The sequence below is a fragment of the Pseudomonas sp. BF-RE-22 genome, assembly GCF_019956155.1.
Classification (GTDB): domain Bacteria; phylum Pseudomonadota; class Gammaproteobacteria; order Pseudomonadales; family Pseudomonadaceae; genus Aquipseudomonas; species Aquipseudomonas migulae.
In genome coordinates, this window is the sequence record NZ_JAHBDD010000068.1 from 1 (window position 1) to 12,200 (window position 12,200).

Here is a 12,200-nt window from a genome sequence, read left to right on the forward strand (position 1 = left end):
GGCGATGGCGGTGGTCAGGCAATGAATGCGTGACTGACCGGACGCCATCGCCGGCAAGCCGGCTCCTACAGGGAATTGGGGACATTCGTGGGTGAAGGGTCGGCTGTCAGGCCGCCTTCGCGAGCAAGCATCGCTCCTACGAAGAGCCAAGCAACGCACCCGCTTTTCACCACTCATCAGGCCGTGCGTTAGCTCGCCTTCAGCTTTTGATTTTGATCTGCCCGCCCCTTCGGGAGGCCGAGTGGAGGTTCTGCGCAGTGGGCAGCCCGGCATGGATGCCGGGCTAGCCGCCCCCGGCCAGGGATGGCCGATGGCGGCGGGCCCACGGAGCAGGACCGGAGCGAGGGAACGCCGAGCCTTAGCGAGGGGCCGGACGCTGGGGCGAAGCGTTTTGCTTACTTTTGGGCGTCTGCAAAAGTGAGTCGCCGTAAGGGCGAAACCACCAGCAGCCGTTACCACAAAAATGGATATGTACACCCGAAACAAAATGGTCGGCCCAAAGGCCGCCACGTTCAACCCGATACAGGCAAAGGCCTGGACATAAACTCACTGATCCGCGACCGCAACCAGCGCTCCGCCGGATCATTGTCATGCACCCCACTCCAAGCCATCGAAAGCTGCGCAGCATCAATGGGAAACGGTGGATCCTCAGCCCGCAAAGCACACCCTTCAACCAACGCACACGCCGCATAATCCGGTACGGTTGCGATCATTTCAGTGCCCGCGAGCAACGCCCGCAACCCACTGAACTGCGGAACACCCAACACCACCCGACGACTGCGGCCAACCTTGGCCAGATCCAGATCGATATTGCCGCTCAGATCACCGGAAAACGACACCATCGCATGCGGTCGCTCGCAGTATTCGTCGAGCGTCAGCAGCCCAGGTCGCTTGTCCCCACGCAGCACCTTGCAGGGGATGTCGCGCAATTTCTTGCACTTCGCATTCGCGGGCAAATCCGTGGTGTAACTCACCCCCACAGAGATCTCTCCCGAAGCCAGCAAAGCCGGCATCAGCAAATAGTTCGCACGCCGCACCACCACAACAATCCCCGGCGCCTCTTCCTGCAGTTGCCGCAACAACGGCGGAAACAAACCGAATTCGGCGTCGTCCGACAAACCAATGCGGAACACATCGCAGCTGCTCGCCGGATCAAATTCCTTCGCCCGGCTGACCGCCCCGGAAATCACATCCATCGCCGGCTGCAATTCCTTGAGAATCGCCAGCGCCCGCGTTGTCGGCTCCATGCCGCGGCCATTACGCAACAGCAACGGATCGTCAAACAGATCCCGTAACCGCCCCAGCGCCGCACTCACCGCCGGTTGGCCCATGAACAATTTTTCAGCCACCCGGGTCAGGTTCCTCTCGAACATCAAGGCCTCGAAAATCACCAACAGGTTCATGTCGACGCGGCGCAGATCGTTACGGTTCATAGGCACGGCTCCCTTGTGAATGCGTCGGACTTTACTCGATCAGCGGCACTTTCGCCGCACGTTTATAAGGACCGTATTCGACCGGTACCCATTGGAAATGCTTGCCCTCTGCGGCGATATGGCCAATGCCTGGAAACGGCAAATGCGCTGCCGTCACCCAGGTTTTACCGGCGGCTGCATCGCTGAACACCTTGGCGCGGCTTTTGATCGCTTGCTGACTGTTGACGTCAAAGCCGATCGAGACTTCCGGGTGCAAGAACTGCACCGCGAGGTTATGCACCAGATCGCCCATGAACAAAATGCTCTGCCCTTGAGAGGTGAAGCGGTACGTCGTGCTGCCCGGCGTGTGCCCGGCTTCCAGCGTGGCCTCGACCCCCGGCACAGGCGACTGACCGGCGTCGAACGTCTTGAAACGTCCCGCCGCGACGTACGGTGCGGTGGAGTCCTGGGCAATTTTGAAATACGGCTTGGCGCCCTCGGGAGCTTTGGCCAGCGCCTGAGGATCAAGCCAGTAATCGGCTTCGGCCTTCGCGGCGTAGACCGTGGCGTTGGCAAAAACCGGTTTCTGCTGGCCGTCGACCAATCCGCACACATGGTCCAGGTGCAGGTGGGTCAGCAGAATCGTGTCGACCTGCGAAGGCTCGTAGCCGGCGGCTTTCATGTTGTCCGAGAGCATGCCCGCCGTCGCACCGATGCATTGACCGGCGCCGGTATCCACCAGGATCAATTGCTTGCCGGTGTTGATCAGGAAGGCGTTGAACGCAGTCTGCACCCCCGGCGTTTCAATCGAGCGGCGGGCCAGCAGTGCGCGGATCTGGCTTTGGGTCAGGCCCTGGAGCAGTTTGGGCGACAGGTCGTTGTAGCCGTCGAACAGCGCCGTCACCTCAAAGTCGCCCAGCGCCAGGCGGAAGTAGCCCGGCACCTGGGTGCCGACCTGTGCCGGTGCCTGAGCCGAGGAGATTCCGGACGCCAACGCCACAGCGAGGCCCAACGCGCCAACCAGAGAATGTTTCATGCCGTCACCCTTGATCAAGTCAGAAGAGCGGCCATGCACAGGCCCGCCACAAGACGTCGATCATGCCTCGCCCGGCACTGCAAAAATTGCAGCCATGTGCTGAGTCAGCGTTGTTGGCCACCACTGCGCATCGGCGAAATTAACAACGTTTAACTCGCCTGCCAGAGCCCCGCGACCAAGAATGAAGCTCACCGAAACGGACATTTGTCATGGCTCATTCTCAGCAAAACGTCGCTCGCGCGACTGCCACTGAAACGCGAAAGAAAACCACCGGCGGCCTGACCCCGTGGCGCGAAAGCCTGGTCAAGCAACTGATCCTCGAACGCCTCGGTGAAACCGTCGAAGTGACCGAACTGGCACGCGCCTGCGCCCTCTCGCGCAGTCATTTCTCCCGCGCATTCAAATGCAGCACCGGCCTCTCGCCGCAAGACTGGATTCGCCACCAACGCATCGCCCGGGCCAAGCAACTGATCCAGAACACCGACCTGAGCCTCACGCAAATCAGCCTCGAATGCGGTTTCTGCGATCAGGCGCACTTCTGCCACATCTTCACCCGCAGCGAAGGCATCAACCCATTCGCCTGGCGCTGCCGAGCCGTGCGCGCGCTTCCACGCACATCCTTGTAGGAGCCCGGCTTGCTGGCGATGGCGATTTCGTGGGCGCCATCGCCGGCAAGCCGGCTCCTACAAGGATTTTGGGGGTGTTCGGGGATTGAGGATCGACACAAAACCTGTAGGAGTCGGCTTGCCGGCGATGGCGATTTTACGGACGCCATCGCCAGCAAGCCGGCTCCTACAAGGATTGTGGGGTGTTCGGGGATTTGGGAATGACGCAAAACCTGTAGGAGCCCGGCTTGCCGGCGATGGCGATTTCGTGGGCGCCATCGCCGGCAAGCCTGCTGCCTTTTACCCTAACGGCACCAACCGCTCCAACGCCTCGGCCACGCCAAATCCATACGCAGGATCGGCCTTGGTGCAGTTGTCGATATGACGCTGGCGGATTGCCTGCGGTACGCCGTTCATCGCACGTGCGGTGTTGTCGAACAGCAACTGCTTGCGCGCCGGATCGAGCAGTCGAAACAGGTTACCCGGCTGTTCGTAATGATCCTCTTCCAACCGATGATCATAATGCTGGGCAAAGCCTTCCAGCGGCAGCGGCGGCTCGGCCAGTTCCGGCGAGTCCTGCCATTCACCGACACTGTTCGGGAAGTAACTGGCGGTACCGCCGAGGTTGCCGTCGGTGCGCATGGCGCCGTCGCGGTGGTAGCTGTGCGCCGGGCAGCGCGGCGCGTTGACCGGGATGTGGTTGAAGTTCACGCCGAGGCGATAACGCTGGGCATCACCATAGGAAAACAGCCGCGCCTGGAGCATGCGGTCCGGTGAAAAACTCACGCCCGGCACCACGTTGGCCGGCGAAAACGCTGCCTGTTCGATTTCGGCAAAGTGGTTTTCGGCGTTGCGATTGAGCTCCATGACGCCCACTTCAATCAGCGGGAATTCAGCGTGCGGCCAGACCTTGGTCAAGTCGAACGGGTTGTGCCGATAGTTGAGCGCCTGTTCTTCCTCCATCACCTGAATGCACAACTTCCAGCGCGGGAAGTTGCCCTGCTCGATGACTTCGTAAAGGTCGCGCAGATTGCTTTCGCGGTCCTTGCCGACCACTGCTTCGGCCTCGGCGTCCGAGAGGTTTTCGATGCCTTGCTGGCAGACAAAATGAAACTTCACCCACACCCGTTTGTTGTCGCGGTCGATCAGGCTGAAGGTGTGACTGCCGAAGCCGTGCATGTGACGGAAACTGGTGGGAATCCCGCGATCGCTCATCACGATGGTCACCTGGTGCAGCGCCTCGGGCAGCAGGGTCCAGAAGTCCCAATTGCTGGTGGCGTTGCGCAGGCCGGTGCGCGGGTCGCGTTTGACCACATGGTTGAGGTCGGAGAAACGCAGCGGGTCGCGGAAGAAAAACACCGGCGTGTTGTTGCCGACAATGTCCCAGTTGCCTTCGTCGGTGTAGAACTTCACCGCGAAGCCACGGATATCACGCTCGGCATCCGCCGCGCCGCGTTCGCCGGCCACCGAGGAAAAACGCACGAACAGCGGCGTTTCCTTGCCCACCGAGCTGAAGATGCTGGCTTTTGTATAACGAGTGATGTCATGGGTGACGGTGAAGGTGCCATAGGCGCCCGCACCCTTGGCGTGCATGCGCCGTTCCGGGATCAGTTCGCGGTCGAAGTGGGCGAGTTTTTCCAGCAACCAGATGTCTTGCAAGAGCGCCGGTCCACGGGGGCCGGCGGTCTGGATATTGAAGTTGTCGGCCACCGGTGCCCCGGTGGCGTTGGTCAGCTTTTTCATGGTCAGGTTCTCGAAGGATTCGGCTCATCAGGAGCGAGAACGGCGCGGATCTACGCCCGCGCCGTGGGCACATCAACCCTTGAGGAACGCCAGCAAATCAGCGTTGAGCTGATCCTTGTGGGTATCAGTCAAGCCATGGGGCGCGCCGGGGTAGACCTTCAGCGTAGACCCCTTGACCAGTTTTGCCGAAGCAATGCCGGCGGCCTCGATCGGCACCACCTGGTCCGCGTCGCCATGCACCACCAGCGTGGGGATGTCGAATTTCTTCAGGTCTTCGGTGAAGTCGGTTTCGGAAAACGCCTTGATGCAGTCATAAGCGTTCTTGTGGCCGGAGGTCATGCCTTGCATCCAGAACCAGTCGATCATGCCTTGCGACGGTTTGGCGTCCGGTTTGTTGAAGCCGAAGAACGGACCGCTGGCGAGGTCGATGTACAGCTGCGAACGGTCGACCAGGGACGCCTGACGAATACCGTCGAACACCTCGATCGGCAGGCCACCAGGGTTGGCTTCGGTCTTGAGCATCAGGGGCGGCACCGCTGAAATCAGCCCGGCCTTGGCCACGCGGCCAGTGCCGTGGCGACCGATGTAGCGCGCCACTTCACCACCGCCGGTGGAGAAACCGAACAGCACGGCGTCTTTCAGGTCGAGCCGTTCGATCAACTGCGCCAGGTCATCGGCGTAGGTGTCCATGTCGTTGCCGGTCCACGGCTGACTGGAACGGCCATGGCCGCGACGGTCGTGGGCGATCACCCGGTAGCCTTTGGAGGCGAGGAAGATCATCTGCGATTCCCAGCTGTCGGCGTTCAGCGGCCAACCGTGGCTGAAGACGATGGGCTGGCCGGTGCCCCAATCCTTGTAATAAATCTCGGTGCCGTCTCGGGTGGTGAACGTGCTCATGCGATGTTTCCTCAGGAGGGTTGGGGGTGATTCAAACCGGTGAGTGGCTCAGGCGTTCAGCCAGCCGCGCCACGCGTTCACCCAGGTGCGCGGCGGTGCAGCGATCTTCCGGGGGCGGTGCGAATTCGGGGGACTGTTCGACATTCGACTGCGCCATGGCGCCCAGCGAACTGCCGAGGCGATTGAGTTGCCCGTCGAACACGCCGGTGCCGGAGCGTGCCGGCAGCAGGTCGAGGCCGACCCAGATCATCGAATGCTGCGCGGCGAACACTGCCATCTGCAGCAAGGTGTTGAGTTTGTCGCCACACAGGCAGCCGGAATTGGTGAAACCCGCCGCGAGTTTGTCGCGCCAGGGTTGGGTCAGGTAGAACGCCGCCGTGGCTTCCATGAACCCCTTGAAGCGTGCCGAGGCGCTGCCCATGTAGGTCGGCGCACCGAAGATGATCGCGTCGGCGTTGTGCAAACGGTCCCAGTGCTGGTCCACGTCCTCGACCGAAATCAGCTGGCAGGTACTGCCCAGGTGCCGCTCCACACCTTGGGCCACGGCTTCGGCCATGACCCGTGTGTGCCCGTAGCCACTGTGATAGACCACCACCACGTTGCTCATTCCGGCGTCCTCATGACAAATAAATCCCTTTTCACAACACGGCTCCCCCTGTAGGAGCCGGCTTGCTGGCGATTGCGATGTACCCATCGCCGACAACTTCGGCTGAAATACCGCAATCGCCAGCAAGCCGGCGCCTACAGTTTGAGCAGTTGCGGTGCTGGAGTTTTGGGCGTAGACCGGACGCAGGACGAGTTAAACGTTGTTAATTTTCCCTGGCGCGCCAAAAGCCCCGGCGCCTTCTACACAAGCGCCACGCCCAGTAAAAACGCAAAGAACAGGGAGGATCGTAAACCGGCAGTCCAAGTGAACACCCGGCAGTCAGTTGGCCAGCGCATTGCGCGAATGAACAAACCTGACGAATATGCTCGGTAACCGCGTACCAGACGGCTGCAAGCAGGAGTGACCCGTTGACCCTTTCCCCCGAACAGGCCATCCATTTCGGCCCTTACCGGATCTATCCCGGACAACGCCTGGTGATGGAGGCCGACCAGCCCCTGCGCCTGGGTCGGCGTGCCATGGACATTCTGTTGATCCTTCTGGAACACGCCGGAAATGTGGTCAGCAAACAGGAACTGATCGCCGGGGTCTGGCCCAAAAGCGTTGTCGAAGACATCAACCTGCGGGTGCACATGGCGGCGTTGCGCAAAGCCCTCGGCGACGGCCAGAACGGCCAGCGCTACATCATCACCGTGGCCCAGCGCGGCTACAGCTTTGTCGCGCCGTTCTCTTTGGAGCACATCGAGCAACATCCGGCGAATGAAGCCCCCGCACCGAACGGCCACAACCTGCCCGTGCGGCGCACGCGCATGATCGGTCGCCAGTCCCTCGTCGACAGCCTGGTGGTCCAGTTGTCACGCCAGCGTTTCATCACGCTGGTCGGCCCCGGCGGCATCGGCAAAACCACCGTGGCCCTGCGCGTTGCCGAGCAATTGATCGGGCGCTACCGCGATGGCATTCGTCTGCTGGACCTGGCACCGATCAACGATCCATCGATGATCAGCGCGCATCTGGCGACGCTGCTCGAACTGTCGTTGCATGACACTGACCCGATGAGCGGCCTCCCCGCATTTTTGCGCGACCGGCAGATGCTGCTGGTGATCGACAACTGCGAACACCTGCTCGACGCCATCGCCGTGTTGAGCGAAAGCATCCTGCGCGCCGCGCCCGACGTGCACATCCTGACCACCAGCCGCGAGAGCCTGCGGGCCGAAGGCGAGTTCGTTCAGCGTCTTGAGTCACTGGACTGCCCGCCGCCCATCGCCGTGCTCGACCGCGCGCAGGCCCTGAGCTTTTCGGCCTTGCAGTTGTTTGTCGAACGGGCGATGGCCAGCCACGACAGTTTCGAACTGAGCGATGACGAGCTGCCGCTGGCGATTGAAATCTGCCGGCGCCTGGACGGTATTCCGCTGGCGATTGAACTGGCGGCGGCGCAAGTCGGCGGCCTCGGCGTGGGCGGCTTGCTCACGCAACTGCAAGGCAGTTTTCGCCTGCTCACCCAAGGCTGCCAGACCACCTTGGGTCGCCATCAAACCTTGCGCGCCACGTTGGACTGGAGTTTCGAACTGCTGAGTGCCTGCGAACAAACCTGCCTGCGCCGACTGAGCGTGTTCAGAGGCGGCTTCACCCTGGAGTCGGCAGCAGCAGTGATCGTCGGCGAACATATCGAACCCTGTGAGGTGTTTGGCTCGATCACACAACTGGTGGCCAAGTCGCTGCTGAACGTCGAGGTCGGCGACGAAGAAGTGTTCTACCGCCTGCTCGACACTACGCGCAGCTACGCCCTGGAAAAACTCGACCAGGCCGCCGACCTGCCGGGCACCCGCGAACGCCACGCCGAGCGTTGCCTGGCCTTGATGCATCAGGCCCAGCAGGACTGGGAGCTGATCGCGACGGCGACGTGGATCGAGCGTTATGCACGCAGTCTGGAAGATATTCGCGCAGCCCTCGATTGGGGCTTGGACGCACAAGGGCCGCAGACGTTGGCGATTCGCCTGGCCGCAACATCGACGCCGCTCTGGCAGGAGATGTCGCTGCTCAAGGAGCACGGCGTGTACGTGCGCAAGGCGCTGGCCCTGCTGGATGCCGCGCCCGAGCCCTGCCCCCGGCTGAAAATGGCCCTCAAACTGGCCCTCGGCAGCGCCTGCTACCACACCCAGGGCGGCACGGCGGAAACCGTCGAGGCCTTCGTCAGCGCCAGAACGCTGGCCAGGCACTGCAACGACGTGGCCGGTCAGTTGCGTGCGGTGTCCGGGCACATGGCGGTCAACCTCTGCTGTGCCAACTATCAAATGGCCCTGGAGCAGAGCCAGCAGTTCGACCGGTTGGGGCTGCACGGCGACGAAGTGTTGTCCCTCAGCACCCACCGTTTGCGGGTGCTGGCGCTGCACTTTGCCGGGAATCAGGAACAGGCGCGGGTGAATGCCGAAGAGGTGCTGCAGCGCATGGCCCAGAGCGGCCACCTCAACCGCTTCACCCACGGTTTTGGCGTGCAGTACGACCAGAGCGTCGCCGCCCTGACCATTCTGGCACGCATCCTCTGGCTGCAAGGCAGGCCGGAACAGGCGTGGCGCACCGCCCGGCAAGCGCTGGACATCGCGATGCAGATCAACCATGGAACGTCCATCTGCTACACCCTGGCGCTGGCCGGTTGCCTGATCGCCCACTACAACGGCGACACCCGCACCGCGCGCGAACTCTTGCGACTGCTGCTGGAACAAGCGCAAAAGCACTCGGTGCTGCTGTTTTACACCTGGGCCATGCACTACGCACAGGTGATCGACCACACCGAGCTGCGCTCCTCCCTTCTGCCGGGCGAGGGGTTGATCAAGGACATCATGGTGACGCTGGACACCGGTTTCGTCGATGACGACTTGTCACAACGGGCGGATACCGGCATGGCGGGCTGGAACACGGCGGAGATCCTGCGAGCCAGGGCTGAGGCGCTTCTGGCGCAAGAGTGCCCGTTGAACACCGACGCGGCCGAGGCCTTGCTGATCAGGGCCTTGAACGTCGCCAACCATCAGGGCGCCCTGACCTGGGAACTGCGCAGCGCTACCTCGCTGGCACAGCTTTGGCAGCGTCAGGGCCGGCACCGGCAAGCCCATACGCTGCTGGCGCCGATCTACAACCGGTTCACCGAAGGTTTTGCCACACCGGACCTGACGAAAGTCCGCCGGTTACTCGACGAGTTGCAGCGCCACGTGCCCGCTTGATACCCACCGCGCCCGGCTGATGTAGCGGGCGTAACGCATTTCAACGGTGCGCAATTCACCGCTGCCCTCGAGTTTCTCCAGGGCGTAGGTGCGGGTGGTGTTGAGGAAACGGTAGCGGGCCAGTCCGCCGCCCTGCTCCAGCGATAGCAACGATTTGAGCGCCAGACTTTCCACCCCTTCAATCAAGCGAGCAGGCAGCAATGCCGCGCAACTGATCACGCCAATGGCGGCATCCAGCGTAAAGGCCATCTTGAACACCGACAGGCGCTGCAACACGGTTTGCTCCAGCGGGCTCAGTTGCTCATAGCTCCAGTCCAGCGCCGCTTTCAAGGTTTGATGCCGGGGCACGGCGGTGCGCCGGCCCTGGGTCAGCAGCTGAAAACAATTGTCCAGTTGAGCTTGCAGGCCCACCAGCGCCAACGCATCAATCTGCGCCGCCGCCAGTTCGATGGCCAGGGGCAGACCATCGAGCCGGCGACAGATTTCGCGCACGACCTTGAGGTCTTGTTCGCGCAGCACAAAGCCTTGCTGACGAGCACGGGCACGGCTGACGAACAGTTGCACCGCCGAATAGCCCATCGCTTCGGCCACACTGTGCAACGCCGAAGCCGGAGGCACCGCCAGTGGCGGCAAACGCTGGACCGTTTCCCCCTGCGCCTGGAGCGGCTCGCGACTGGTTACCAGGATCGACAGGCGTGGCGCCGCCATCAGCAGGTCCTCGACCAGTGTCCGGCAGCGTTCGAGCAGGTGCTCGCAATTGTCGAGCACCAATAACGCATGACGTTGCGCCCATGTCTCCAGGGTGGTTCCGACGCCCAGCTCAAGCGCCCGGGTCAGATGATCGACCACCTGCGCAGGGTCATCGATCACCGCCAGATCCACCAGCCAGACCCCATCCTGGTAATGCTGCAAGAGCAGTTCGGCCACCCGCAACGCCACGGTGGTCTTGCCGATGCCGCCGGGACCGGTCAGGGTCATGAGGCGCCGAACCGGTAACTGCCGGACCAGACTGCCGACCAGCGAATCGCGCCCGATCACCGGCGACAGGCGCGCGGGCAGGTTGTGTTGAGGTTTCTGAACCGTTTCGATCGAGGCCAGCGTACTCGCCGGCACCCGCTGCACGGACGCGATAAAGCTATAACCGCGCTGGGGAATGTTGACGATGTAGCGCTGCCCGTCCTGCCCGTCGCCCAATGCGCGACGCAGCGCGGCGATATGCACGCGCAGGTTGATCTCCTCGACCACCGAAGTCGGCCAGACGAGTGCGATGAGCTCGTCCTTGCTGACCACGTTGCCCGCACGCTGGACCAGCACCTGCAGGATATCCAGGGCCCGCCCGCCCATGCGCAGCGGCCGGTCCCCGTCGAGGATCAGCCGTTGCCGCAGGTGAAACGCATAAGGGCCGAATCGCAGCACCGCTTCGTTGTTCAAATCACTGACGCTGTTCATGCAGGTCCACGTGCGCAAACCCTAAGCGGCTCAACGGATTGTCATTTCCATTGCGCGCCAGGCTCGCGCCTCCATTACAAAGAGTTCACGGGTATCTTCGCAGGCCTTGGTGACGGAACAACGGTCACGGTGGGAGCGTCACGGCCATCACGGTGCGCAGAACGGACAAAAAGGCTCTAGCTGAACTGTTCGCGGTACTGGGACGGGGTCAACCCGAGTTTTTCACTGAACAGAAACCGCATGTGCCGCACACTGCCGAAACCACTTTTGAAAGCCACGGTCTTGAGCGGCAAGTCACTGGTTTCCAACAAATTTCTCGCACAGTCGATACGTGCGCTCTGGAGAAATTCCATCGGCGTCATGTTCACTTCCCGGGCGAACACCCTGGCGAAATGACGCGGACTCATGGTGGCCAGGCCGGCCATGCGCTCGATGCTGAAGGCTTCGTCGAGGTGGTCGAGCACATAATTCTGCACGCGCGTCACCGGTGTTTCGTGAGGGGCCACCGTCGCCATCAACGGACTGAATTGCGCCTGTCCGCCCTGACGTTTCATCACCACCAGCAACACCTTGGCCACGTCCTGGGCGACTTTCTTGCCATGGTCTTCGGCAACCACGGCGAGTGCCAGGTCAATGCCGGCAGTGACGCCGCCGGAGGTGATCAGGTTGCGGTCCTGAACAAAGATCTGATCGGTCTCCACCGTCGCCTTCGGGAACCCCTTGATCAGCCGTTCGGTGTAATGCCAGTGGGTGGTGACACGGTAGCCATCAATCAGGCCGGCATTCCCGAGCACGAATGCGCCGGTGCAGATCGAGCCATAACGTCCGGCCCGCTTAACCGCACCTTTGAGCCAGCCGAGCAACGGCGGGTGTTTTTCGTTGTAGGCCCCGGGGCCGCCCGGCACCAGCAACAGGTCATACGCCTGATCCGCCTGATCGATATGCACATCGGCCTGCACGCTGACACCGTTGGAGGCACGCAACGCGCCGTGCTCGGTGCCGATGGTCGACAACACGTAACGCTCGGCCGGTTCCAGATAACGATTGGCGATGGAAAACACCTCCATGGGCCCGGCCATGTCGAGGAGGAGAAAATCAGGGAACAGCACCATTGCCACGGTTTTCATGGGTTCAAAATCACTGAAATCAAAAAAAGAATACTGGCCGTACATCGCCCCCTGTAGGAGCCGGCTTGCTGGCGATGGCGGTGGGTCAGTCGACATGATTATTGTCTGAACG

The 12,200-nt window shown here is 61.9% G+C and carries 10 protein-coding genes; 2 read left to right on the forward strand and 8 right to left on the reverse strand.

Going from position 1 to position 12,200, the window contains the following annotated elements; genetic code table 11:
* Positions 1-512 precede the first annotated feature (512 nt).
* Genes KGA82_RS25645 through KGA82_RS25655 form a run of 3 tightly spaced genes read right to left on the reverse strand, consistent with a single transcriptional unit; the run spans position 513 to position 2,652 of the window.
* On the reverse strand, positions 513-1,433 hold the full coding sequence (locus KGA82_RS25645; protein ID WP_008030224.1) for a LysR family transcriptional regulator: 921 nt from the start codon (positions 1,431-1,433) through the stop codon (positions 513-515).
* 31 nt (positions 1,434-1,464) lie between these two features.
* A complete protein-coding gene (locus tag KGA82_RS25650) occupies positions 1,465-2,448 on the reverse strand; it encodes an MBL fold metallo-hydrolase (RefSeq protein WP_223453030.1) in 984 nt (327 codons plus the stop codon).
* 60 nt (positions 2,449-2,508) lie between these two features.
* A complete protein-coding gene (locus tag KGA82_RS25655) occupies positions 2,509-2,652 on the reverse strand; it encodes a hypothetical protein (protein WP_223453033.1) in 144 nt (47 codons plus the stop codon).
* Positions 2,653-2,657: 5 nt separating this feature from the next.
* On the opposite strand from KGA82_RS25655, the gene KGA82_RS25660 reads away from it, so the two are divergent.
* The gene (locus KGA82_RS25660; RefSeq protein ID WP_223453035.1) at positions 2,658-3,074 is read left to right on the forward strand and encodes a helix-turn-helix domain-containing protein; all 417 of its coding nucleotides are present in this window, start codon (positions 2,658-2,660) and stop codon (positions 3,072-3,074) included.
* A 279-nt stretch (positions 3,075-3,353) separates the two neighbouring features.
* Here the strand turns inward: KGA82_RS25660 and KGA82_RS25665 are convergent, their stop codons facing one another.
* The 3 genes from KGA82_RS25665 to KGA82_RS25675 all read right to left on the reverse strand — a co-directional run bounded on the left by KGA82_RS25665 (position 3,354) and on the right by KGA82_RS25675 (position 6,300).
* Positions 3,354-4,796, reverse strand: a complete 1,443-nt coding sequence (locus KGA82_RS25665) for a catalase (protein ID WP_008041156.1) — start codon at positions 4,794-4,796, stop codon at positions 3,354-3,356.
* A 72-nt stretch (positions 4,797-4,868) separates the two neighbouring features.
* Positions 4,869-5,693 carry an alpha/beta fold hydrolase gene (locus KGA82_RS25670; RefSeq protein ID WP_008032867.1) on the reverse strand — a complete coding sequence of 275 codons (825 nt, stop codon included), beginning with the start codon at positions 5,691-5,693 and terminating at the stop codon, positions 4,869-4,871.
* A gap of 31 nt (positions 5,694-5,724) precedes the next feature.
* Positions 5,725-6,300 (reverse strand): flavodoxin family protein, encoded by a 576-nt coding sequence (locus KGA82_RS25675; protein WP_008032866.1) that lies wholly within the window; start codon positions 6,298-6,300, stop codon positions 5,725-5,727.
* 407 nt (positions 6,301-6,707) lie between these two features.
* Here KGA82_RS25675 and KGA82_RS25680 point away from each other — a divergent pair, with 407 nt between their 5' ends.
* Positions 6,708-9,512 (forward strand): ATP-binding protein, encoded by a 2,805-nt coding sequence (locus KGA82_RS25680; RefSeq protein WP_223453041.1) that lies wholly within the window; start codon positions 6,708-6,710, stop codon positions 9,510-9,512.
* On the opposite strand, the gene KGA82_RS25685 is transcribed toward KGA82_RS25680, so the two are convergent.
* Positions 9,477-10,961 carry an ATP-binding protein gene (locus KGA82_RS25685; RefSeq protein ID WP_223453046.1) on the reverse strand — a complete coding sequence of 495 codons (1,485 nt, stop codon included), beginning with the start codon at positions 10,959-10,961 and terminating at the stop codon, positions 9,477-9,479. The genes KGA82_RS25680 and KGA82_RS25685 overlap by 36 nt on opposite strands.
* Positions 10,962-11,137: 176 nt before the next feature.
* The gene (locus KGA82_RS25690) at positions 11,138-12,088 is read right to left on the reverse strand and encodes a GlxA family transcriptional regulator (protein ID WP_223436801.1); all 951 of its coding nucleotides are present in this window, start codon (positions 12,086-12,088) and stop codon (positions 11,138-11,140) included.
* Positions 12,089-12,200 lie beyond the last annotated feature (112 nt).